The sequence below is a fragment of the uncultured Rhodospira sp. genome, assembly GCF_937138205.1.
Lineage (GTDB): Bacteria > Pseudomonadota > Alphaproteobacteria > Rhodospirillales > Rhodospirillaceae > Rhodospira.
On the sequence record NZ_CAKZOT010000114.1, the window covers coordinates 67,700 to 89,498 of the forward strand.

Annotated in this window: 16 protein-coding genes; 9 read left to right on the forward strand and 7 right to left on the reverse strand. The window is 69.0% G+C overall.

The window, feature by feature from the left end; all coding sequences use genetic code 11:
• Positions 1 to 80 precede the first annotated feature (80 nt).
• From Q0309_RS17745 to Q0309_RS17760, 4 genes are all read left to right on the forward strand, one after another.
• Positions 81 to 476, forward strand: coding sequence for an OadG family transporter subunit (locus Q0309_RS17745; RefSeq protein WP_299444468.1), 396 nt, complete (start codon positions 81 to 83; stop codon positions 474 to 476).
• Between the two features lie 19 nt (positions 477 to 495).
• Positions 496 to 894 carry a biotin/lipoyl-containing protein gene (locus tag Q0309_RS17750; protein ID WP_299444470.1) on the forward strand — a complete coding sequence of 133 codons (399 nt, stop codon included), beginning with the start codon at positions 496 to 498 and terminating at the stop codon, positions 892 to 894.
• Between the two features lie 55 nt (positions 895 to 949).
• Positions 950 to 2,098 carry a sodium ion-translocating decarboxylase subunit beta gene (locus tag Q0309_RS17755; protein ID WP_299444472.1) on the forward strand — a complete coding sequence of 383 codons (1,149 nt, stop codon included), beginning with the start codon at positions 950 to 952 and terminating at the stop codon, positions 2,096 to 2,098.
• Positions 2,099 to 2,815: 717 nt separating this feature from the next.
• Positions 2,816 to 3,139, forward strand: coding sequence for a hypothetical protein (locus Q0309_RS17760; RefSeq protein ID WP_299444474.1), 324 nt, complete (start codon positions 2,816 to 2,818; stop codon positions 3,137 to 3,139).
• A 99-nt stretch (positions 3,140 to 3,238) separates the two neighbouring features.
• On the opposite strand, the gene Q0309_RS17765 is transcribed toward Q0309_RS17760, so the two are convergent.
• The gene (locus Q0309_RS17765) at positions 3,239 to 4,264 is read right to left on the reverse strand and encodes an NAD-dependent epimerase/dehydratase family protein (protein WP_299444476.1); all 1,026 of its coding nucleotides are present in this window, start codon (positions 4,262 to 4,264) and stop codon (positions 3,239 to 3,241) included.
• A 185-nt stretch (positions 4,265 to 4,449) separates the two neighbouring features.
• Between Q0309_RS17765 and Q0309_RS17770 the strand changes: the two genes are divergently transcribed.
• Entirely contained in the window at positions 4,450 to 6,525 is a 2,076-nt protein-coding gene (locus tag Q0309_RS17770; protein WP_299444478.1) for a hypothetical protein, read from the forward strand.
• 89 nt (positions 6,526 to 6,614) lie between these two features.
• Positions 6,615 to 10,310 carry a bifunctional proline dehydrogenase/L-glutamate gamma-semialdehyde dehydrogenase PutA gene (gene putA, locus Q0309_RS17775; RefSeq protein WP_299444480.1) on the forward strand — a complete coding sequence of 1,232 codons (3,696 nt, stop codon included), beginning with the start codon at positions 6,615 to 6,617 and terminating at the stop codon, positions 10,308 to 10,310.
• A gap of 56 nt (positions 10,311 to 10,366) precedes the next feature.
• Here putA and Q0309_RS17780 read toward each other — a convergent pair whose 3' ends face one another.
• The 4 genes from Q0309_RS17780 to Q0309_RS17795 all read right to left on the reverse strand — a co-directional run bounded on the left by Q0309_RS17780 (position 10,367) and on the right by Q0309_RS17795 (position 12,727).
• A complete protein-coding gene (locus Q0309_RS17780) occupies positions 10,367 to 10,693 on the reverse strand; it encodes a hypothetical protein (protein ID WP_299444482.1) in 327 nt (108 codons plus the stop codon).
• A 98-nt stretch (positions 10,694 to 10,791) separates the two neighbouring features.
• Positions 10,792 to 11,442, reverse strand: a complete 651-nt coding sequence (locus Q0309_RS17785; protein WP_299444484.1) for a phospholipid-binding protein MlaC — start codon at positions 11,440 to 11,442, stop codon at positions 10,792 to 10,794.
• A gap of 360 nt (positions 11,443 to 11,802) precedes the next feature.
• Entirely contained in the window at positions 11,803 to 12,237 is a 435-nt protein-coding gene (locus Q0309_RS17790; protein ID WP_299444486.1) for a hypothetical protein, read from the reverse strand.
• Positions 12,230 to 12,727, reverse strand: coding sequence for an ImmA/IrrE family metallo-endopeptidase (locus Q0309_RS17795; protein ID WP_299444488.1), 498 nt, complete (start codon positions 12,725 to 12,727; stop codon positions 12,230 to 12,232). Before Q0309_RS17795 ends, Q0309_RS17790 begins: the two co-directional genes overlap by 8 nt.
• A 535-nt stretch (positions 12,728 to 13,262) precedes the next feature.
• On the opposite strand from Q0309_RS17795, the gene Q0309_RS17800 reads away from it, so the two are divergent.
• The 3 genes from Q0309_RS17800 to metH all read left to right on the forward strand — a co-directional run bounded on the left by Q0309_RS17800 (position 13,263) and on the right by metH (position 18,860).
• A complete protein-coding gene (locus Q0309_RS17800) occupies positions 13,263 to 14,258 on the forward strand; it encodes a metalloregulator ArsR/SmtB family transcription factor (protein ID WP_299444490.1) in 996 nt (331 codons plus the stop codon).
• Between the two features lie 44 nt (positions 14,259 to 14,302).
• The gene (gene metF, locus Q0309_RS17805; protein ID WP_299444569.1) at positions 14,303 to 15,199 is read left to right on the forward strand and encodes a methylenetetrahydrofolate reductase; all 897 of its coding nucleotides are present in this window, start codon (positions 14,303 to 14,305) and stop codon (positions 15,197 to 15,199) included.
• A 133-nt stretch (positions 15,200 to 15,332) separates the two neighbouring features.
• Complete coding sequence (gene metH, locus Q0309_RS17810) at positions 15,333 to 18,860, forward strand: methionine synthase (RefSeq protein ID WP_299444492.1); 3,528 nt, start codon at positions 15,333 to 15,335, stop codon at positions 18,858 to 18,860.
• Positions 18,861 to 18,951: 91 nt separating this feature from the next.
• Here metH and Q0309_RS17815 read toward each other — a convergent pair whose 3' ends face one another.
• Both Q0309_RS17815 and Q0309_RS17820 read right to left on the reverse strand, forming a co-directional pair.
• Positions 18,952 to 19,869: a 4-(cytidine 5'-diphospho)-2-C-methyl-D-erythritol kinase gene (locus Q0309_RS17815; protein WP_299444494.1), complete on the reverse strand. Its 918-nt coding sequence runs from the start codon at positions 19,867 to 19,869 to the stop codon at positions 18,952 to 18,954.
• Complete coding sequence (locus tag Q0309_RS17820; protein WP_299444496.1) at positions 19,866 to 21,740, reverse strand: tetratricopeptide repeat protein; 1,875 nt, start codon at positions 21,738 to 21,740, stop codon at positions 19,866 to 19,868. The genes Q0309_RS17815 and Q0309_RS17820 overlap by 4 nt, the downstream gene beginning before the upstream one ends.
• Positions 21,741 to 21,799 lie beyond the last annotated feature (59 nt).

Sequence of the window (21,799 nt, forward strand, 5' to 3'; positions counted from 1 at the left end):
CGCGCACGGAGAACAGCCCCAGCCGGAACGGCCGCCGGGCCGTGGCGGGGCAGACAACGACGGAAACGGGGGAGACGCGCGTGTTCAAGGGACTGGAAATCCTCTTGATCGGCATCGCCGTGGTGGTGGCGGTGCTGCTCATGTTGTGGGGGGCCTGCGCGCTTGTCGGCATGGCGTTCCGCGCCGCCGAAGCCCGCAAGACCGTGGCCAAGCCCGATGCCAAGGCGGTCGCGCCGGCCCCGGCGCCCGCTCCCGCGCCGGCCCCCGCCGGCGGTGTTCCGCCGCATCATCTGGCGGCGATCGCGGCGGCGGTGGCCACGGTGCTCGACCGCCCGCACCGCATCGTCAGCGTGGTCGCGCCGCCCATGGTGGGCACCGACTGGGCCAACCAGGCCCGCCTGCAGACCTTCAACAAAAACCTCGGTCAAGGCGACTGGGGCCGCACCATTCCCGCCCAGGCCCGGGCGAACACCTGATCTCGCAAGGGAACCACCCATGAGGAAACTGCGCATCACCGTGGAGGGCACGGTCTACGACGTGACCGTGGAAACCCTGGACGAAGCCGGCGCGGCGGCGCCGTCCGCCCCGCCGGCCCCGCGCCCGGCCGCTCCCGTGGCTCAGGCGGCTCCCGCGCCCGCGCCCGCCCCGGCCGCCCCGGCCACGCCCGCCGCGCCCACGGGGTCCGGCGACATCGTCAGCCCGATGGCCGGGACCGTGGTCTCCGTCGACGTCAAGGTGGGCGACACCGTGACGGCCGGTCAGCAGGTGGTCATGCTGGAGGCCATGAAGATGAACACACCCATCCAGGCGCCCCAGGGCGGCACGGTGGCCAGCGTGGCCGTGCAGGCCGGCGCCACCGTCGCCGAGGGGCAGGCCCTGCTGTCCCTGAGCTAACGCTTCTCAGTCGGAGAGCATTCGAGATCCGGACCGTCACTGGGGAGCGCCGTTCATGGAAACCCTCCAACATCTGTACGAATTGACCGCCATCCCCGGGATCACGTGGCGGATGGTCGTCATGTGGGTCGTCGTGCTGGTGCTGATGTACCTGGCGGTCTACAAGAAGTTCGAGCCGCTGCTGCTGGTGCCCATCGCCTTTGGCGCCTTGCTGGCCAACCTGCCGACCGTGGGCATGGTCAACGAACCCGTCGGCGACCATCCCGGCGGCCTGTTCTATTACATCCAGCAAGGCGTGCACCTGGAGATCTTCCCGCCCCTGATCTTCATGGGCGTGGGCGCGCTGACCGATTTCGGGCCGCTGATCGCCGCGCCGCGCACCCTGTTGCTGGGCGCCGCCGCGCAGTTCGGCGTGTTCGCGACCTTCATGGGGGCGGTGGCCATCGGCTTCACCAGCATGGAGGCGGCGGCCATCGCCATCATCGGCGGCGCCGACGGCCCCACCTCGATCTTCCTGGCCAACAAGCTGGCGCCGCACCTGCTGGCCCCGATCGCCGTGGCGGCCTACAGCTACATGGCGCTGGTGCCGCTGTTGCAGCCGCCGGTCATGCGCGCCCTGACGACCAAGAAGGAGCGCGAGATCCGGATGCGCTCGCTGCGCAAGGTGTCGCGCCTGGAAAAGCTGATCTTCGCCCTGATCGTGACCGTGGTCGTGATCCTGCTGGTGCCGGCGGCGGCGGCCCTGATCGGCATGTTGATGCTGGGCAACTTCATGCGCGAATCCGGCGTCGTGGAGCGCCTGAGCAAGGCCGCCCAGAACGAGATCATCAACGCCGTGACCATCTTCCTGGGCACCAGCGTCGGCATCACCATGACCGGCGAGCGGTTCCTGCAACTGGAGACGCTGAAGATCCTGGCCCTGGGGGTGGTCGCCTTCGGCATCGCCACCGGCGCCGGCGTGCTGATGGCCAAGGGCATGAACCTGTTCATCAAGGAAAACAAGATCAACCCGCTGATCGGCTCGGCCGGCGTGTCGGCCGTGCCCATGGCGGCGCGCGTCTCGCAGGTGGAAGGCCAGAGGGCCGACCCCGGCAACTTCCTGCTGATGCACGCCATGGGACCGAACGTGGCCGGCGTGATCGGCACCGCCGTGGCCGCGGGCTACTTCATCGCCACCTTCAGCCCCGGCCCGGCCGGGCAGTGACGGCGTCGCCCTGTGGGCGACTCCTTCGGGCGACCGAATCGCGAAAAAGGGGCCGGCACCGTCCGGCCCCTTTTTCGTGGGATCCGTCCGGTGCCCACGTCCTTCTTTACGCCACGGAGTCGCGACGACCGATCCGGTCCCGGGCCGCAGCCGTGCCACGACACCGAACATTTGTAAATTTCTACGGGATGCCACGGCTGCTGCGCGTGCGTCCGATATCAAAGTCGTTTTGTCAGGTATTGGGTGGTCGTCCCTGGATCCGGGCGCGTTGGCGATGCGCATCTTATTGCGAGAGCGGAAGAAAGGGCGGCGCGCAATTTTCGGACTTACTGTTTCGAGACCTGTTCTCGCCATTGCTGCAGCGCAGCGATTTTTGTGCGGACGCGAGCGTCTGGGGCGCCGGCCGTTGCGTTCTGTCAACGGTCTGTAAACTTATTGACTCAAATTCCGGTGGCGGCCGAAACAAATTGACTTGAGGGCATATCGGACCGTATTTGTCAGAAATAGGAAAAGGACCCCGCTCTGACGAGCCGAAGGAAGGGTCCGCGCCTCCGGCGGCGGGTCGGAATAATGCACCCGTCCCCCGAGGCCCCGGCCCGCTTCCCCGCCCGGCCCGCCACGCCACCGCGCGTACGGACCTTGAAAGGGGGAAGGGGCCAGACAAAGTGTTCTCCACGGTCGGATGCTAGGACCGTTGGTTTGAGGGAGACCGCGTTCATGACCCAGACTCAGACACAGATGGTGCAGCGCCATCCGCATCCTTGGCGCGCGGGCACACCGCATCGCGCCTCCAGCCATCGCAGCCGCCTGGACCCGCGTGGCGGCTCGGTTCGCAATGGTGCCGGGCGCGGCGGTCTTTGCGGCGATGCCCGCGTCATGCCCTGTCATGTTTGGGACACCGACCACGAACCCGACCTGGCCAGCGTGTTGTCCGACCCGATCGTCGGGTTGGTCATGGACCGTGACGGCCTGTCGCCCGAGGACGTGGCCGCCGTCATGGGCTCCACCCGCGCCCGCCTGCTGGCCGGCCGGTCAGTGTAACAGGAAGCCTCGTTTGGTGATTCGTCTCATGGGGCGGGGGGGGAGACCTCCCGCCCTTACTCGTGCTCGGACAAGAGCGGTGTCGGACAGGCGAGATTTCTATCCCCTCGGGTCCCCGTAGTACCAGAGATACCATTCCACGAACCGCCGCACGCCGGTCTCGATCGGCGTCGCCGGGGCATAGCCGGTCAACGCCGCCAAGTCCGACACGTCGGCCCAGGTCTCCGGTACGTCGCCCGCCTGCATCGGCTGCATCTCCTTGACCGCCTCGACGCCGAGCGCCTCTTCCAGCACGGCGATGAAATCCGTCAGGGCCACCGGCCGGCCGGCGCCGATGTTGTACACGGCGAAAGGCGCGACCGGGCTGCCCGCCGGATCCAGCGGCCCGTCGCCGCCCCGGGGCGCCGGGCTGGGGCGTGGCGGATGGTCGGCGACGGCCAGCACGCCGGCAACGATGTCATCGATGTAGGTGAAGTCCCGCGCCATGCGGCCCTGGTTGAACACGCGGATGGGCTCACCCGCCAGCATGGCGCGGGTGAACAGGAACAGCGCCATGTCCGGCCGCCCCCAGGGGCCGTAAACGGTGAAGAACCGGAGCCCGGTGCAGGGCAGGCCGTGCAGGTGGGCGTGGGCGTGACTCATCACCTCGGCCGCGCGCTTGGTGGCGGCGTACAGGCTGACCGGGTGGTCGGCCGGGTGGTGCGGGCTGAACGGCTGCTGCGAATTGGCGCCGTAGACCGAACTGGTCGAGGCGAACACCAGGTGCTCGGGCGGGTGCGCCCGGCAGGCCTCCAACAGGTTGAACACGCCGATCAGGTTGCTGTCGAGATAGGCGCCCGGGTTTTCCAGGCCATAGCGCACGCCGGCCTGGGCGGCCAGGTGGATCACCAGGCGCGGGCGGTGCCGGGCGAACAGGGCCAGCAAGGCGCCGCTGTCGGTCAGGTCCTGGCGCGTCTCGATATAGCCCTTGTGGCCGCGCAGGCGCGCCGCCCGGGCCTCCTTCAACGTCACGTCGTAATAAGCGTTGAAGTTGTCCAGCCCGACAACGGTCTCGCCTCGCGCCAAAAGCTCCAGCGCCACGTGCATCCCGATGAAGCCGGCCGTGCCGGTGACCAGAACCGTCATGCCGCGCGTTGCCTCCGATGTCCGTGCCAAGGGCTGTTCCAACAGCGGTGCGGCACCGTAACCCCGTTGTCGCCGCTTCGCCAGCCCGTGACGGCGCGGTCGACCATCCCCATGTGAGAGCAAGAGTTGCCTCCGATCCCTCCAGAGTCCGCGCCGCCCATGAGCCGTCCCAAGAGCCCCTCGCCATGACCGCCCTGATCGACATCGCCTTCGCGCCGTTGGTGCCGCCGGTCCTGTTGGGGGCGCTGGCGGTGGTGTTGGCCGTGCTGACCGCGTTGGCCGTGTGGCGGCGCGCGCGCGGTGCGTTGGTTCGCATCCTGCCCGGGGCGGCGCTGCTGCTGGTGCTGGCCAACCCGCAGGGTGTGGTGGAGGAACGAGAGCCGCTGAGCGACGTGGCGGTGATCGCGGTGGACGACAGCGCCTCCAACCGGCTGGACGGCCGGACGGCCCGCACCGTGGCGGCCCTGGCGGCGGTGCGCGAGGCCCTGGGCGACCAACCCGACCTGGAGGTCCGCGTGGTCCACGTGACCGAGGACGGCGCCGACCGGGGCACGCGCCTGCTGTCGGCCGTTCGCGGGGCCCTGGCCGACGTGCCGCCGGCGCGCCGCGCCGGGGTGATCGCCTTGACCGATGGCCGTGTGCACGACGCCGACACGCTGGACGCGCAAACGCTCGCCGCGCCGCTGCATGTGCTGCTGACCGGGCGACCGGACGAGGTCGACCGCCGGCTGGTGGTCGAGGCAGCGCCGGGCTACGGCTTGGTTGGCCGCGAGATGGAGGCGACGGTGCGTCTGCTCGACCCGTCGCTGCCGGACGGCACACCCGTCCTGTTGAACGTCTCGCGCGACGGCCTGCCGGCCGGCATGGTCACCGTGCCGGCCAACCGGGCCGGGACGGTGACCCTGGCGTTGGAGCACGCCGGCGACACGGTGTTCGATCTGCGCGCCGGTCGCATCGAGGGCGAGGTGACGCCACTCAACAACCGCGCCGCCATCTCCATCAACGGCGTGCGCGACCGGCTGCGGGTGCTGCTCATCTCGGGCGAGCCGCACGCCGGCGAGCGGGTGTGGCGCAATCTGCTGAAGGCGGACCCGAACGTCGATCTGGTGCACTTCACCATCCTGCGGCCGCCGCACAAGGACGATTCCACGCCGCTGCATGAACTGGCGCTGATCTCCTTTCCCGTGGCCGAGTTGTTCGAGCAGCGCCTGGACGATTTCGATCTGATCATCTTCGATCGCTACAGCCGGCGCGGGCTGGTGCCGCCGGGCTATCTGGCCAACGTGGCCGATGCCGTGCGGCGCGGCGGTGCGCTGCTGCTGGCCGTGGGGCCGGAGTTCGCCGATGCGCTCAGCCTGTACGACAGCGCCCTGGCCGAGGTGTTGCCCATGGTGCCGACCCGGGCGGTCATCGACGAGGCGTTTCGCCCGCTGCCGACCCCCGTCGGCCGGCGCCATCCGGTCACGGGCGGCCTGCCCGGGCTGCCGGCGGACCCCGACGCGGCGCCCGCGTGGGGGCCGTGGGTGCGGCTGGTGGAGGCATCGGCCACCGGCGGCGAGACGCTGCTGACCGGACCCGGCGCGCGGCCGGCCCTGGTGCTGGCCCGAGCGGGCGAGGGGCGGGTCGGCGTTCTGCTCAGTGATACGGTCTGGCTGTGGGCCAAGGGATTCGAGGGCGGCGGACCGCAGGCCGACATGCTGCGCCGCGTGGCACACTGGCTGATGAAGGAGCCGGAGTTGGAGGAGGAGTCCCTGCGCGCCGATATGGTGGGCGACGGGCTGGAGGTCACCCGGCGCGGCCTGGACCCGGCGGCGATGCCCGACCAAGTCAGGGTGACCGATCCCCTGGGCGCCACGCACACGCTGGACCTGGTCGATCAGGGCGATGGGCGCGCGGTGGCCACGTTGCCCGACGCCGCGCCGGGAGTGCACACCCTGAACGATGGCACGCTGGTCGCCATGGCCGTGGCCGGCACGCCCAACCCGCGCGAGACGGACGAGGTGACCGCCACGCCTGAGGCGCTGGCGCCTCTGGTCGAGGCCAGCGGCGGCGGCGTCCACTGGCTGGCGACGGACGGGCCGCCCACCGTACGCCGGGTCGCCGAGGGCCGCGCCACCGCCGGTCCCGGCTGGATCGGCCTGCGCGACAGCGACGCCTACCGGGTGGTCGGCGTCGATCAGGCGGCGCTCTTGCCGCCGTGGCTGGGTCTGCTGCTGGTGCTTGGCGGGCTGGGACTCGCCTGGTGGCGCGAGGGGCGATAAGAGTCGGGGGTTCAAGACGGGCCGGGGCAGACCGGTGGACGAAACGGACTCGTCCGCCGCCACCACCGACAGAAGAAGCGGAGGCCGCCATGGACCACGCCGACGCCGTGACCGCCGCTCGCGCCGCCGCGCGCGCGGCCACCCTGGTGACCGACGAGACCGCCACCGTGCGCGGGCTGGCGGACCAGGCGCGGCTCGACACCGACGCCAACGCCCGTGTCACCGCCGAGGCCCGCGCCCTGGTGGAGGCCCTGCGCGCGGACACCTCACCCGGCCTGATGGAATCGCTGCTGGCCGAATACGGCCTGACCAACCAGGAAGGCGTGGCGCTGATGTGCCTCGCCGAGGCCCTGTTGCGCGTGCCCGACACGCTGTCCATCGACGCCCTGATCCGTGACAAGCTGGCGCCGGCCGCCTGGAGCCGCCACCGGGGGCACTCCGATTCGGCGCTGGTGAACGCCTCCACCTGGGGCCTGATGCTGACCGGACGGGTGCTGCGCCAGGGTGGCGCCGGCTGGGAGGTCATGGAGACCCTGCGCGGGTCCGTCCGCCGCCTGGGCGAACCCGTGATCCGCGCCGCCGTCGGCGAGGCCATGAAGCTGATGGGCCGCCAGTTCGTGCTCGGCCGCGACATCGACGCCGCCATGGAGCGTGCCCGCGCCCTGGAGGCCAAGGGGTACACCTACTCTTATGACATGCTGGGCGAGGCCGCGCGCACCGCCGCCGACGCCGAGCGCTACTTCAACAGCTATGTCGGCGCCATCCAGCGCATCGCCGCCGCCGCCCACCACGACGACGTGGTCGACAACCCGGGCATTTCCATCAAGCTGTCGTCGCTGCATCCCCGCTACGAGGCGCCGCAGGCCGCCCGCTGCCTGCCGGAGATGATCACGCGCGTGCGCCACCTCTGCGGTATGGCCAAGGCGGCCAATGTCGGCTTGACCATCGATGCCGAGGAACAGGACCGGCTCGACCTCTCGCTGGACGTGATCGAGGCCATGCTGTCCGATCCCCACCTCGCCGGCTGGGACGGCTTCGGCGTGGTGGTGCAGAGTTACGGGCCGCGCGGCCTGCCCACCATCGAGGCGCTGATCGCGCTGGCCGAGGCGCTGGACCGGCGCATCACGGTGCGGCTGGTCAAGGGCGCCTACTGGGACGCCGAGGTCAAGCGCGCCCAGGTGCTGGGCCTGGACGGCTATCCGGTGTTCACCCGCAAGGCGGCCAGCGACGTGGCCTTTCAGGCGTGCGCCAAGCGGCTGATCGCGCGGGCCGACCGCGTCTATCCGCAGTTCGCCACCCACAACGCCCGCACCATCGCCACGGTGCTGGCGTTGGCCGGCTCGGACACCAGCTACGAATTCCAGCGCCTGCATGGCATGGGCGAGAACCTGCACGAGTTGGTGCGCACCCGCCACGGTCGCCCCTGCCGCATCTACGCGCCGGTGGGGGTGCACGAGGATCTGCTGGCCTATCTGGTGCGGCGGATCCTGGAGAACGGGGCGAACAGCAGCTTCGTCAACCAGATCCTGGACAAGGATCTGCCGGTCGAGACTCTGGTCCAGGACCCGGTCGCGGTCGTGGACGGGCTGAACAGCCTGCCGCACCCGGCCGTGCCGCCGCCGCCGGCGCTGTACGGCGCCGACCGGCGCAACAGCCGGGGGCTCGACCTGACCGATCCCGTGGCGGTGGAGGCGCTGGAGACCGCACGCGCGCCCTTCAAGGCCCACCAGTGGGAGGCGCGGCCGCTGATCGGGCTTGGGGCCCACGACGGTCTTGCCCGCCCCGTGACCAACCCCGCCGATCCCTCGGATCGGGTCGGGACGGTCTATGACGCGGGTCCGGACGTGGCGGGGCTGGCGGTCGACGGCGCGCTGGCGGCGCTGCCCGGCTGGTCAGGCCGGCCCGTGGACGACCGGGCGGCGATCCTTGAGCGGGCCGCCGACCTGTACGAGGCGCACATGCCGGAGCTGATGGCCCTGGCCACGCGCGAAGCCGGGAAAAACCAGCTCGACGGCGTCGGCGAGGTGCGCGAGGCGGTGGACTTCCTGCGCTACTACGCCGCCCGGGCGCGGGAGTTGCCGGCGGGCCGGACCGCGCGGGGGGTGTTCGTCTGCATCTCGCCGTGGAACTTCCCGCTGGCCATCTTCACTGGCCAGATCGCCGCCGCCCTGGTCACCGGCAACACGGTGATCGCCAAGCCGGCCGAACAGACCTGCCTGATGGCCGCGCGCGCCGTGGACCTGCTGCGCGAGGCCGGGGTGCCGGCGGACGCGCTGGCGTTGCTGCCGGGGGACGGCGCGGTGGTCGGCGGCGCCCTGACGGCGGATCCGCGCATCGGCGGGGTGTGTTTCACCGGCTCGATCGACACCGCGCGGGCGATCCAGGCCGCCATGGCCCGCACCGGCAACGCCTCAGCACCCCTGATCGCCGAGACCGGCGGGCTCAACGCCATGATCGTCGACTCCACCGCCCTGCCCGAGCAGGCGGTGCGCGACATCCTGGCCAGCGCCTTTCAGAGCGCCGGTCAACGCTGTTCCGCGCTGCGGGTGCTGTGCCTGCAGGAGGACATCGCCGAACGCACCCTGACCATGCTCACGGGAGCCATGGACATGCTGGCGGTGGGCGATCCGTGGGCGCTGGCGACGGACGTCGGCCCGGTCATCGACGCCGAGGCCAAGGCCGGCATCGAGGGCCATGTGGCGGCGCTGGAGGCACAGGGGCGGCTGATCCACCGCGTGCCGGTCGCGGCCGAGGGCGGGTCGTTCGTGGCCCCCGTGGCACTGCGGCTGGACCGGCTGGAGGACCTGACGCGGGAGGTGTTCGGTCCCGTCCTGCACGTGGTGACCTATCCGGCGGATGGCCTGGGGGACCTGGTGGCGCGCATCAACGCCCAGGGCTACGGCCTGACGCTGGGGCTGCACAGCCGCATTGAGGAACGTGTGCGTCAGGTCACCGAGGCCGCCTACGTCGGCAACCAGTACGTCAACCGCAACCAGATCGGCGCCCTCGTCGGGGTGCAGCCGTTCGGCGGCGAGGGCCTGTCAGGAACGGGACCGAAGGCCGGCGGGCCGCACTATCTGACGCGGTTCACCCGCGTCTCCGAGGATGTGCCGGGGGCCGAGCCCGTGTCCCATCCCTCGGTCGGGCCGAACCGGCTGCGCGGCGCCCTGGAGGCGGCGGCCCACGCCTGGCCGGCCTGGGCGCGGCGCGCCGACCGTGTGGCGGTGCTGCGGGGGGCGCTGGCGGCGCTGGAAGGGGCCGCGTTGGGGGGCGTCGCCCGCGCCGCGCTCGACGCCGCCACGGTCCCTGATCCCGGACCGGTCACACTGCCGGGGCCGACCGGAGAAGCCAACACGCTGAGCCTGCGTCCGCGCGGCGTGGTGCTGTGCCTGGGCGACGGCACGGCGGCCCAGACGCCGGCCGTGCGCCAGGCGCTGACCGCGCTGGCCGTCGGCTGCGCCGTGGTGGGGCCGGAGGGTCTGTTGGCTCCGCTCAGGGCCGGGCTGGCCGGGACCGACGCGCCGCTGGCGACGCTCAACGGCTGGCCGGTGCCGCAGAGCCTGCGCGACGCGCCCCACCTGGCGGTGGTTGCGCTCGGCGGCGCGGCGCCGGAGACGGCGCGGCCCTGGCGTCAGGCGCTGGCCGAGCGCGACGGCCCGCTGGTGCCGCTGGCCGACGATCCCGCCGACGCCGCCGTGTTCGTGCACGAACGCGCGCTCAGCATCGACACCACGGCCTCGGGCGGCAACGCCACCCTGTTGGCGCGGGTCGCGGCGGAGACATGATCCGCCGCGCTTGACCAGCCGCGCCTGATCAACCGCGACTTATCAACCGCGACCTATCAACCGCGCATGGTCTCGACCTGGGAGATCACGGCCTGCGTGTCGACGAAGAAGCCGAGCACCATGCTGGCCAGCATCAGCACCGCCGCCTCGTCCCATCGCGTCAGGTGCCGCGCGCGCAGCGAATCCCCGAGCAGGGCCGCCACCAGGGCCGACACCATGGCCCCGACCCACAACAGCGAACTCAGGGACGCGGCCATCAGGTCCTGGGGCAATGTCGATGCGATCAAAAAGGCGACGGAGCCGAACAGACCCAGACGCAGCAGGCTTGCCGTGTTCATGTCGGCGCCGTTGCTGTTGGGGTGTCCCCCCACGTTGCCAGACATAACGTCCTCCTTGGAGGCTGGTCCGGCGGCGTGCCGCCGGTCTCCCCCCAACATGGGGCGCGCGGCGGTTCGGATCAACGTGGTTCCGGCAGACTTCCCTACAGGTCGCTCTTGGCGCGCATCTCCGCCACGCGGTCCTCCAGGGTATTGTTGAGGCCGTCCAGGCCCCCGGTTTCCTTCAGCACGGCCGCGTATTCCGACCGCCATGTCTGCGACATCCAGATCCCCTCGACCGAGATGTCGACGATGCGCAGCCCCTCGTCCCGCTTGCGCAGCCGCCAGGTGACGATGAACGGCTTGCCGTCCTGGTCGCCGATCCGGGTCTCGACGAAGTACCCCTTGTCGCCGTCGGGAACGACATTGGTGACGTTCAACCGCTGGCCGCCGTACTCGTCGAACCGGCTGCCCCAGTTGAAGACGTTAAAATCCTTGAACAGCTTGAGGAAGCGTTGCCGTTCCTCGTCGGTGGCCGCCCGCCAGGCGCGGCCGACGACGAAGCGGCCGACGGCCTCCAGGTCGAACGCATCCTCCAGCAGGGCCTCGAACTTGCCGATGCGGGCCTCCGTCGAGATGTCTGGGGTGAGGATTTCGTCGATGGCCCGGTCGGAGACGGCCATGATGAACGCATCGGGTTCGTCGGGCAGGTTCGCCGCCAGCCCGGCCGCGGGCGCCGCCAGGATCAGGGCGGCGGTCAGCACGGCAGCGCGCAGCCAACCGATGAGGCGATACGGGAACGGAATCGATGTCATGGCGCTCTCGTTCGTTTGGGGGGTGGCGGGCGTTTGTGGGTGGCGCGGCGCTCGGTGGCCCAGGGCCGATGGCGGATCATGGGTCAGCCTGCCGCCCAATCAGGGCTGAACCTGGGCCAGACGGAGGGGATACGGTGTCCACGGCTTGGCTAGCACGGATCGCATCGCGAATCCACGGGGTGCGCGCTTGTGAAATCCACCGGGGCCGAACCTTATTGGCCGAAGAGAGCCAGGGAATCGCTTCTCTCTCAACGGAGAGGAGTTTTCAGTTGATATGCCCAACGCCCATTTTGGAAAATGTTCTCGCGAGCGCATTTGATGCACGTTCGCAGGATATGCTGCACTGCATCGAAAGAAAAGTTAGCTTTTGGTGTTGCTAAGTATTCTTTTCACATCAAACATATCTTTAAACAGAGACCTCACCACAATAACAGCAAGGCCAATGATCTGTCCTAGATTTTGGACTAAAACGACGGGCAGCAACCATTCATACGCTGTAAAATCCCACCAGCCTTCTCCCACAAACCACAAGAGAACCCATTGAAAAAATACCATACCAAACAGAAGTAACATCAAGAACCACGACCACCGGCCCTTGTGCTCATAGTGGTCGTGAAGTCCTATGAGGTGAGCATATCTTAACTCTGACAATATAGACGCTTCACTATACTCCTCAATATAGCGGCGTTCGTATTTCGACAGCTCGTCAGCAGCCGAGTCGTCGTTTTCCCCGATTTCTGCCAAAACGTCGTCGGCGCGAGGCAGGCTTTGATTTGCTCCGGCCTCGCTAGACATCGCGGAGCCTGAATTCCATCATTGTTCGCGAAACTCCGAAAATTTCGGCAAGGACAGAAACAGGAGCATCCTTTATTGGCATGACAAGATTTCTCGGCACAAGAAGGCAGGCCGCGAACTTGTTCGCCTCCTTCTCAAGGGGATCGGTTTTGTCCGGCTGGTGGAAGCGCGGCAAAACGGGGTAAAGATCAGGATTTTCCAAAAAAACGTTTCTGTGCAACAGCCAGTGCCCGAGTTCATGGGCCATGGTGAACGCTTGCCGCTCTGTACTGTCTTTCGGGTTCACGTAAAGACGGCCCATTTTGAAGTCGCAGAAACCAGACACCGTCTCTGAGTGCTTCCCAAAGTCTGCAAATACGACATTGACTCCGTTCTGTTCCGCGATCTCCAGAACAGGAACTGGGGGGCGACTATATGCCTTTGATAGGTTTTCCGCTGTCCGTTCAGCCAAATCCCATCGAGGCCGCGTTATGGGCGCCACAGCGTTCATCTCCACCTCCCATTCGCGGCCTTCTGCGCAATCGCGCTCCGCTCCCAAGCCAAAAAGCGGTCTTTGCCGGCACGAGTGCCAGTGTGCTCGCTCCAAACCTTGTCAACGAACGTGCCGTCACGCACGTCTTTAGCTTTGCCTGTGGCGAACTTCGCAACCACAAGATTGCGCTCAATCCCGTTGGCTGGGCGTTTCTGGCCCTGGGGTCTTTGCCCATGACCTCGACCCAAACCGACCTCGCGAAGAAAATCGTACCATGATGAGCGGCACCGTCCATCGCAATGTGTCGGCATAGCCTTACATATCATATGCGAATTTTGCCTAACCCGTTTGTACGGACCGATAGAGTGGGGTTAGGCGCGTCCCTTGTCAGGGGGGCATCAGGCACGACAGCCAAAACGAAACACGACCCACAGCCGCCCATTCCGCCCGGCCGGCGCATGATGGCTTGTCTTCATATAAAGATATCTTTATATGTGGATGCCAATCGAGCCAGCGGGTTCCTCCGCCGGACACAGCGGGATCAGGCCATCCGATGACCCTGACCATGGACCAAGTGCTGGGTGGTCTGCGCGCGGCGGGAGAGGAAACCCGCCTGCGGCTGTTGGCCCTGTGCGCGCGCGGTGAACTGACGGTGACCGAGATGGTTTCCATCCTCGGCCTCAGCCAACCGCGCGTCTCGCGGCATCTGAAAGTCATGTGCGAATCTGGTCTGCTTGAGCGCGTCCGCGAGGGATCGTGGGTGTTCTATCGCCTCGCCGGACACGGGCCTGGCGCCACGGTCGCCGGCGCGATCGCCGCGCTGCTGCCGGAGGAGGACTCGCTACTGGTGCGCGACCGGGATCGCCACGCCGAGATCCTGCGCGCGCGCGCCGAAGCTGCCCAGGCGTACTTCAATGCCAACGCGGCGCAATGGGACGACCTGCGCCGCCTGCATGTGGACGAGGCCCGTGTCGAGCAGGCCCTGTTGGGCATCCTGCCACCCGAGTCGGTGCGTGACCTGCTCGACGTGGGCACCGGCACCGGCCGCCTGCTGGGCCTGTATGCGCCGCACATCCGTGAAGGGCTGGGCATCGATCTGTCCCGCGAGATGCTGTCGGTGGCGCGCGCCAATCTGGACGCGGCCGGCGCATCCCACTGTCAGGCGCGCCTGGGCGACCTCTACCACCTGCCGTGCGAGGACGCCTCGCGCGACGCGGTCACCGTCCACCAGGTGCTGCACTATCTGGAACGCCCGGCCGAGGCGGTGCGGGAGTGCGCCCGCGTGCTGCGATCCGGCGGGCGGCTGGCCATCGTCGATTTCGCGCCCCACGACCTGGAAGACCTGCGCGACCGCCACCAGCACCGCCGCCTTGGTTTTTCCCACGACGAGGTCGCCGCCTGGTGCGCCGACGCCGGCCTGACGGTGGCCGAGGCGCTGGACCTGCCGGGCGGCGCGCTGACCGTGACCCTGTGGCTGGCCCACCGGCCGGACGAAGACCAGACCCCCAAAGCCAACGACGACTCCCCCAGCAAGGAGCACGCCGCGTGACCCACGACCCCCGTACCACCAGCGATCTCGTTTCTGCCCTGCCGTTGTGTAGCCGCCTGCCCGATCGTGTGAAGGTTTCGTTCGAGTTCTTTCCGCCCAAGACCGAAAAGATGGCCGAGACCCTGTGGGCCGCCGTCAAACGGCTGGAGCCCCTCGGCCCGGCGTTCGTGTCCGTCACTTACGGGGCGGGCGGCTCGACGCGCGAACGCACCCACGACACCGTGGCCCGCATCGCCCGCGAAACGTCGCTGTCGGCGGCCGCGCATCTGACCTGCGTCGATGCCACCCGCGAGGAGGTAAACGAGGTGGCGCGGCGCTACTGGGACGCCGGCATCCGCCACATCGTCGCGCTGAGGGGCGATTCGCCGGAGAGCGACGGGGTCTACCGACCGACGCCGGGCGGCTATCCCTTCGCCGCGGACTTGGTGGAGGGCCTGAAAAAGGTCGCCGACTTCGAGATCAGCGTCGCCGCCTATCCGGAACCGCACCCCGAGGCCGCCAGTCCGCAAGCCGACCTTGATGCGCTGAAGCGCAAGGTCGACGCCGGGGCGACGCGGGCCATCACCCAGTTCTTCTTCGACGTCGACGTGTTCAACCGCTTCCGCGACCGCGCCGCCGCCGCCGGCATCACGGTGCCGATCGTGCCGGGCATTCTGCCGGTCAGCAACTTCGCCACCGTGACCAAGTTCGCCGGCATGTGCGGGGCCAGCATCCCGCAGTGGCTGGCGGAGACGTTCGACGGTCTCGACGACGACCCGGACACCCGCAAGCTGGTGGCCGCGATGGTCGCCGCGCAGCAGTGCCGGGCACTGGCGGCGGCCGGTGCCGACCAGTTCCATTTCTACACCCTCAACCGCGCCGATCTGACCTATGCCATCTGTCACGTGCTGGGCGTGCGGCCGCCCATGCCGGTGCCCTCGCCGGCGATGGCCGAGGCGTGACCGCGTGTCCCGTAGGGTGCGCTCGCGCGCCGCGACGCGGCGCGCAGCGCACCGTTGATCCGACGGATGGCGGGCTGCCCTGCGGGCGAGCCCGCCCTACAGACTGGTCCACCTCCATTCGCAGGCGTCACCCATGAGCGACTTTCTCGACCATCTCTCCCGGCATGTTCTGTTGTGCGACGGCGGCATGGGCTCGCTGGTGCAGGCGCTGCCCCTGTCGCTGGAGGAGGACTTCTGGGGCAAGGAGAACTGCACCGAGGTCCTGAGCCTGTCCCGTCCCGACGTGGTGCGCGACATCCACCGCCAGTATTACGCGGCCGGCTCGGACATGGTGCAGACCAACACCTTCGGCGGCTCGCCCGTCACCCTGGCCGAGTTCGAGCTTCAGGATCAGGCGTTCGAGATCAACAAGCGCGGGGTCGAACTGGCGCGGGAGGCGGCGGAGAGCTTCACCGACGGCCGCCGCCGCTTCGTGCTGGGCTCCATCGGCCCGGGCACCAAACTCCCCAGCCTTGGCCATATCGACTACGACAGCCTGGAGATGTCCTTCACCACCCAGGCCGAGGGCCTGATCGCCGGCGGCTGCGACGGGGTGCTGATCGAGACCTGCCAGGACCCCTTGCAGTTCAAGGCGGCCATCAACGGCACCAAGGCCGCCCGGATCAGCCAGAACCGGCCCGGCGTGCCGATTTTCCTGCAGGTGACGGTGGAGACCACCGGCACACTGCTGGTCGGTGCCGACATCGGCGCCGCCACCACGGTCGCCCAGGCGCTGGGCGTGGACTCCATGGGCCTGAACTGCGCCACCGGCCCGGCGGAGATGGCCGAGCACGTGCGCTGGCTGTCGGAGAACTGGGGCGGGCGCATCAGCCTGCAACCCAACGCCGGCCTGCCCGAACTGCGCGACGGCGCCACCTTCTATCCGCTCACGCCGCGCGAGCTGGCCGACTGGCACCGTCGCTTCATCGCCGAGGACAAGGTGAACATCGTCGGCGGCTGTTGCGGCACCACACCGGACCACATCGCCGCCATCGACGCCATGCTGCGGGAGACCGCCGCCGACGGCGCCCACCGCCCCGCCGCCCAAGCGCGCACCACGGTCTGGGTGCCCTCCGTCGCCTCGCTGTATTCGCGCGTGGAGCTGCGCCAGGAAAACGCCATCCTGTCCATCGGCGAGCGCTGCAACGCCAACGGATCGAAGAAATTCCGCGAGCTGCAGGACGCCGAGGACTGGGACGCCATCGTCGGCGTCGCCCGCGATCAGGTGAAGGACGGCAGCCACACGCTCGATGTCTGCACTGCCTTCGTCGGCCGCGACGAACTGTCCGACATGACCGAGGTGGTCACCCGCCTGCGCGGCCAGGTCAATGTGCCGCTGGTGTTCGACAGCACGGAAACGCCGGTGCTGGACGCCGCCCTGAAGCTGTACGGCGGCAAGGCCATCATCAACTCGATCAACTTCGAGGACGGCGAGGAGATCGCCGCCGAGCGCCTGAAACTGGCGCGCAAGCACGGCGCCGCCGTCATTGCCCTGACCATCGACGAGGACGGCATGGCCAAGACGGCCGAGAAGAAGCTGGAGATCGCCCAGCGGCTCTATGACTTCGCCGTCAACCAACATGGCCTGCCGGCCTCCGACCTGCTGTTCGATCCGCTGACCTTCACCATCTGCACCGGCAACGAGGACGACCGCAAGCTGGGCATCGAGACCCTGGAGGGCATCCGCCTGATTCACGAGGCGCTGCCCGACTGCCAGATCGTGCTGGGGCTGTCGAACATCTCCTTCGGGCTGAAGGCGGTGGCGCGGCACGTGCTGAACTCGGTTTTTCTGGACCACGCCCAGCGCAACGGCATGAACGCCGCCATCGTGCATATCTCCAAGATCAAGCCGCTGCACCAGATCCCCGAGGCCGAGGTGAAGGCCGCCGAGGCCCTGATCTACGACCGGCGCGAGGAGGGCGGCGAGGACCCGCTGCAGGCCTTCATCGCCCTGTTCCAGGACCGCTCGGCCGAGACCGAGAAGAAGAAGGAACGCCCGGCCAGCGTCGAGGAGCGCCTGCAACAGCGCATCGTCGACGGCGACCGCCAGGGGCTCGACGCCGACCTGGACGAGGCGATGCGGACGCACGAACCGCTGAAGATCATCAACGAGTTCCTGCTGGGCGGCATGAAGGTGGTCGGCGAGTTGTTTGGCGCCGGCAAGATGCAGTTGCCGTTCGTGCTGCAATCAGCCGAGACCATGAAGGCCGCCGTGGCCCACCTGGAACCGCACATGGAAAAGATCGAGGGCCAGGAGAAGGGAATCATGGTCCTGGCCACGGTCAAGGGTGACGTGCACGACATCGGCAAGAACCTTGTCGACATCATCCTGTCGAACAACGGCTACAAGGTCATCAACATCGGCATCAAACAGCCGATCGCCTCCATTCTGTCGGCGGCGCGCGAGCACAAGGCCGACGCCATCGGCATGTCCGGCCTGCTGGTGAAGTCCACCGTCATCATGAAGGACAATCTTGCCGAGATGTCGCGCGAGGGCTGGGACATCCCGGTGTTCCTGGGGGGGGCCGCGCTGACACGGGCGTTCGTCGAACAGGACTGCGTGGCCGCCTATGAAGGCGGGCAGGGGCGGGTGGCCTACGCCCGCGATGCCTTCGACGGCCTGACCCTGATGAGCAAGGTCATGGAGGGCGGCTTCGACGGCTACCTGGACGAGGTGCGGGAAAAACGCGCCGGCCGGCCGTCGCGCCGCAAGGCGGTCAACGACGACGCCATGGACGTGCCGCCCGAGGACCGCGAGCGCACCAACCGCCCGGTGGAGGCCGAGGAAATCCGCCTGCGTCGCCAGGAACTGCACGCCGGGGTCGAACCACCGACGCCGCCGTTCTGGGGCTCGCGCGTGTTGGAAACCTCCATCGCGGTCAAGACCCTGGTGCCCTACGTGAACGAGAACACGCTCTATCAGTTCCAATGGGGCATGAAGAAAAGCGGCCGCACCCTGGCCGACTGGAAGGCGTGGGCGGCCAAGGAACTGCGCCCGATCTTCCACGACATGGCGCGCCGCTGCGTCGAGGAGGACATTCTCAAGCCGCAGGCGGTGTACGGCTACTGGAAGGCCGCCGCCGACGGCGACACGGTGGTCCTGTTCGACGAGGACGGCACGACCGAGGTCGCCCGCTTCGCCTTCCCGAGGCAGGACCGGCCGGGGGGCCTTTGCCTCGCTGACTTCTTCCGCGACATCAGCGATCCGGTGCGCGACGTCATCGGCTTGCAGGCGGTGACCATGGGCCACCGCGTGTCTGAGGTCGCGCGGTCGTGGTTCGGCGACAACAAGTACAAGGACTATCTGTACCTGCACGGCATCGGCGTCGAGATGGCCGAGGCCCTGGCCGAGGTGGTGCACAAGCGCATCCGGGGCGAACTGGGCTACGCCAGCGAGGACGCCCGCGACATCGAGGGCCTGTTCAAGCAGGAATACCGGGGCTCGCGCTATTCGTTCGGCTATCCGGCCTGCCCCAACCTGGCCGACCAGCACGCCCTGCTGGAGCTGCTGGGGGCCGACCGGATCGGCCTGTCCCTGACCGACGAGGACGAACTGGTGCCGGAACAGTCCACCTCCGCCATCGTCGTCCTACACCCGCAGGCGAAGTATTTCCGGGTGTAGAGGGATGACAGAAAACCTCATTGTCACCCCCGAAGTGTCCGCAGGACGCGCGGACTCTCGGGAGGCGATAGCCATGTCCCGGGAAGGATGATCACCCCCGCACGTCCAGGGCGCGCGCGTCGGACACCAAGTGGGTGCGGACCACCCACCAGTCGGGCCGGATCGCGGCGATCTGCGCCCGAGCCTGCTCGGCCTCCGCCTCCTGGGCGAACAGGGCGAAGCAGGTGCCGCCGCTGCCCGACATGCGGGTCAAAAGCGCGCCTTCCTGGTCCGTCAGCACCGCGAGCGCGTCGCTCACCTCGTCGCACAGGGTGCGGGCGGGCGCCTCCAGGTCGTTGCGGCGCACCGCGAGATCATTGGCCAGGGCGAAGGCGTTGACCGGGGCGTCGCGCAGCGGCGCCGGCCTGGAAAACGCCCCCGAGCGCAGCTTGAACACCTCCGGCGTCGACACCGGCACGCCGGGATTGACCAGCACCAGCGGCACCGGTGGCAGCGCCGGGGCCGGCGCCAGCACCTCGCCGATGCCGCCGACGTTGGCGGCGCGGCCGTACAGGCAGACCGGCACGTCGGCGCCCAGGGTCAGCGCCAGGGCAAGCATGGCCTCGTCATCAAGGTCGAGCCTCCACAGCCGGTACAGCGCCCGCAGGGTGGCCGCCGCGTCGGCCGAGCCGCCGCCGATGCCCCCAGCCACCGGCAGCCGTTTGGTCAGGGTCAGGCGCGCGCGCGCTTCCACCCCGGCCGCCTCGGCCAGCGATCGTGCGGCCCGCATCATCAGGTTGTCGTCGGGGTCGAGGCCGCCCAGGGCCGCCGCGTGCGGCCCGTCGATCCGCAGCGACAGGTCCTCGGCCGGTTCGACGGTCACCACGTCGTACACGCCGGCGAAGGCCATCAGGCTGTCCAGCAGGTGATAGCCGTCCGGCCGCCGGCCGATGACGTGCAGATGCAGGTTAACCTTGGCCGGCGCGGCCAGGCGGATCGGCGCGGCCGCCGGGATCGGGCTGTAGCTCACCGGCTGGACTCCCGCGCGGCGCGGCCGTCAGGCTCCAGGCCGTCGGCAATTTTGGCCTCGATCGCCTCAACCTTGTCCTCGTCCGGTTCCAGGCTGAGCGCCCGTTCCCACTGGAACCGGGCCTCGGTTCGCCGACCGACGCGCCAGTAGGCGTCGCCCAGGTGGTCGTTGATGGTCCAGTCCTGCGGACGCAACTCAACCGCGCGTTCCAGTTTTCGCACGGCGTCTTGGTAACGGCCGAGCAGGTAATACCCCCACCCCAGGCTGTCGACGATATAGCCGTCATCGGGCCGCTGGCGCACGGCGTCCTTGATCATGGCGACGGCGCGTTCGATGTGCTCGCCCCGGTCCAGCCACGAATAGCCCAGGTAGTTCAGAACCTCCGGCTGATCCGGTTCCATCTCCAGCGCCCGCAGGAAGTCGGCCTCGGCCTTGTCCCATTCGCCGGACCGTTCAAAGGCGATGCCGCGCCGGTACAGCACGGCCCACAGCATGGGGTCGTCATCGTCCATGCGCTCCACGGCCTGGCCGTAGGCTTGGGCGGACTCCGCGAAGCGGTCGTTGCGGCGCAACAGGTCGCCCTTGTCGACCAGCGGCTCCACCTGGTCGGGATGCGCCGCCGCCAAGGCATCGTACCGCCCCAGCGCCTCGTCGATGCGATCGAGGTTCTCCAGATTCTCGGCCCGGTAGAGTTGCACGACGTAGTCGAGGGCCGGTTCCCCGCTGGTGTCCATGCCCGCCAGGACGGCGTCGGCGGCCTCGAACCGGTCCAGGCGGCGCAGTGTCTCGGCGATGGCCAGCGTGGCGCGGGGGAAGTCCGGTTTCACGGCCAGGGCCAGGCGCGTCAGGAGGATCCCGGTCTCGGAGCCCTGCCCCTGATTGAGCACCAGCCCGGTGTGGTACAGGGCCTCGGCGAAGCCCTCGGTGGCGTCCGACACCAGGGTCGGCATGGCCGAGGCCCCCTCGGCCTCAAGCCGGTCGGCAAGGTCGGAAATGACCAGCGGCACGGGGCCACCGGCCGCGAACGCGTCCATCAGCTCGCGGGCCTGGTCCAGGCGGTCCAGGTCGACCAGCATCATGGCCACCAGTTCCAGCGGCCGGGCGTTGTCCGGCGGTCCCTCGTCCAGGTACGCGTCCAGGCGGTCGAGCGCCTGGGTGTCGTCGCCGGCCACCCAGGACAGGAGGGCGGCGTGCAGGTCCACCAACCGGCGGGCCGAGACCAGGCCGCGCGCGGGCTCCAGGGCGTCCAGGGCGGGGTCCAGCCCGTTCGCCGCCAGATGCGCCCAGGCGGCGGTCAGAGGCTGCAAGAGACCGTTCAGACCGCGCGGCTCCACGGAGTCCAACTGAGCCACGGCCTCCCGAGGCGCGCCCCGCCGCATGGCGTCGGTGGCCAGCAGAAGCGGCGCGAAATCCTCGTCCGGCAGGGCCTCCAGGGTCCGCCGGGCGACCGAGACCGCCTCCTCAAAGCGACCATCGGCAGCGAGATAGTAGTAGGCCCGTCGCATCAGCAGCGGGTTGTCCGGGTCGCCATCCATGGCCGCCGCATAGTGGCGGGCCGCCGCCGGGATGTCGTTGGCGTGCTGGGCGGCGCGGCCGGCCAGATAGTGGCCGAGCGCACGGCCGGAGGCGGCCGCCTCGTCGTCCCCCCGCTCCGGCTCGCGCGGCTTGGGCGAGGAGACGCCGTCAGGGCCGGCGGCCAGGACCGTCGCGCCGGCCTCTGGATCGACCGGGGGCGTCGGCTGGGCGCAGGCGGCGGGCGCCAACGCGAGCGTCACGGCCACCGCCGCCGCGCGCGTGAAGGTGCGGGCTCCGCCTGGGCGGGTGCGTCCCGCCGCCTGGGTCACAGTCCCCAAGGTCCTGTCATCGCTCAAGCGCCTGGTTCCCTTTTCGCAAGTGTGGGCGGTGCGGGGGGCGGTCCGTTACATGTTCG

Excerpts from the sequence above, each read along its gene's own strand:
- Q0309_RS17750 (WP_299444470.1), top strand. The coding sequence starts at position 496 with ATGAGGAAACTGCGCATCACCGTGGAGGGCACGGTCTACGACGTGACC.
- Q0309_RS17755 (WP_299444472.1), top strand. The coding sequence starts at position 950 with ATGGAAACCCTCCAACATCTGTACGAATTGACCGCCATCCCCGGGATC.
- Q0309_RS17760 (WP_299444474.1), top strand. The coding sequence starts at position 2,816 with ATGACCCAGACTCAGACACAGATGGTGCAGCGCCATCCGCATCCTTGG.
- Q0309_RS17765 (WP_299444476.1), bottom strand. The coding sequence starts at position 4,264 with ATGACGGTTCTGGTCACCGGCACGGCCGGCTTCATCGGGATGCACGTG.
- Q0309_RS17770 (WP_299444478.1), top strand. The coding sequence starts at position 4,450 with ATGACCGCCCTGATCGACATCGCCTTCGCGCCGTTGGTGCCGCCGGTC.
- putA (WP_299444480.1), top strand. The coding sequence starts at position 6,615 with ATGGACCACGCCGACGCCGTGACCGCCGCTCGCGCCGCCGCGCGCGCG.
- Q0309_RS17780 (WP_299444482.1), bottom strand. The coding sequence starts at position 10,693 with ATGTCTGGCAACGTGGGGGGACACCCCAACAGCAACGGCGCCGACATG.
- Q0309_RS17785 (WP_299444484.1), bottom strand. The coding sequence starts at position 11,442 with ATGACATCGATTCCGTTCCCGTATCGCCTCATCGGTTGGCTGCGCGCT.
- Q0309_RS17790 (WP_299444486.1), bottom strand. The coding sequence starts at position 12,237 with ATGTCTAGCGAGGCCGGAGCAAATCAAAGCCTGCCTCGCGCCGACGAC.
- Q0309_RS17795 (WP_299444488.1), bottom strand. The coding sequence starts at position 12,727 with ATGAACGCTGTGGCGCCCATAACGCGGCCTCGATGGGATTTGGCTGAA.
- Q0309_RS17800 (WP_299444490.1), top strand. The coding sequence starts at position 13,263 with ATGACCCTGACCATGGACCAAGTGCTGGGTGGTCTGCGCGCGGCGGGA.
- metH (WP_299444492.1), top strand. The coding sequence starts at position 15,333 with ATGAGCGACTTTCTCGACCATCTCTCCCGGCATGTTCTGTTGTGCGAC.